The organism is Streptomyces synnematoformans (assembly GCF_039531005.1).
GTDB classification, from domain to species: domain Bacteria; phylum Actinomycetota; class Actinomycetes; order Streptomycetales; family Streptomycetaceae; genus Streptomyces; species Streptomyces synnematoformans.
In genome coordinates, this window is the sequence record NZ_BAAAPF010000602.1 from 1 (window position 1) to 1,152 (window position 1,152).

The window sequence follows — 1,152 nt, forward strand, 5'->3', positions numbered from 1 at the left end:
CCCCACGGACCCTTGAACCGACGCCCGACGACACCACCCGAGGAGCCACACCATGCGTCGTACGAGCCTTCCGCTCGCCGGCACCGCCCTGGCCGCCGCCACCCTCGCCGGCGGACTGCTCGCCCCGACCGCGACCGCCGACGAGTCCCTGGCCGGCGCCGCCGGCGACAGGACCTGCGCAGCCCCCGACGCCCGCCCGACGGTCCGCTTCCTGGACGACGACAGCCGGGTGCAGAACCGCACCGCCGGCGGCGGCTGCACGGTCAACGACCTCATCGACGACGAGCGCGCGTGGCAGAGCAGGGGCGCGTTCGTCGTGCACACCGAGAAGGTGTCGCGCTCCCTGATGCGCGCCGACGTGATCAGCCCGTGGGAGTACGCGCGGCTGCTCGTGACCGCGGCGAAGTCCGGCATCGGCGGGCCGCACGGGCCCGCGCCGTACGACGTGATCTTCGACGGCAGCCGGGAGTCGTTCGACGACTGGGGCTACGTCGGCGGGCGCGGCTTCGAGCTGAACGACGACGGCTCCATGGCCACCGGGCCGGAGCCGGCGGGCGGCGGGCTCGGCATGCTGTGGTACGAGAAGGAGCAGTTCGGCGACTTCTCGCTGCGGCTGCAGTTCCGCGACGAGCGGGCGGACGACAGGCGCTCCAACAGCGGCGTCCTCGTCCGCTTCCCGGGCGTCGACCCGGCGGCCAACCCCGAGTGCCGGACCACCGACCCGGCGTGGGTGGCCGTCAACTGCGGGCACGAGATCCAGATCAACGACTCGGCGGAGACCTCCGGCAACGACCCGCGCAAGACCGGCTCGGTCTACGGCTTCGCCGACCTCGACCTGGCGGCCGCGAAGCCGGCGGACAAGGGCGAGTGGAACGACCTGGAGATCCGGGTGGTCGGGCAGCACTACACGGTGATCCGCAACGGCGAGGTCATCAACGAGTTCGAGAACAAGCCCGGCCTGCCCTTCCCGGGCCGCCCGGACGACCCGGGCACCAGCGGCCGGCAGTTCGCCGAGGGCTACGTCGGCCTGCAGAACCACGACGCGGAGTCGGTGCTGGAGTTCCGCAACGTCCGGGTCCGCGACCTGTCGTAGGGCGGGACGCACACGACGGCGGCGGGGCGGCGGTCGCGGGCCCGGCGCCCCCCCCCCTG

The 1,152-nt window shown here is 73.6% G+C and carries 1 protein-coding gene; it reads left to right on the forward strand.

From position 1 onward, the window contains the following. Positions 1 to 52 precede the first annotated feature (52 nt). Entirely contained in the window at positions 53 to 1,093 is a 1,041-nt protein-coding gene (locus ABD317_RS36430) for a 3-keto-alpha-glucoside-1,2-lyase-like domain-containing protein (protein WP_027753533.1), read from the forward strand. Positions 1,094 to 1,152: the final 59 nt, after the last annotated feature.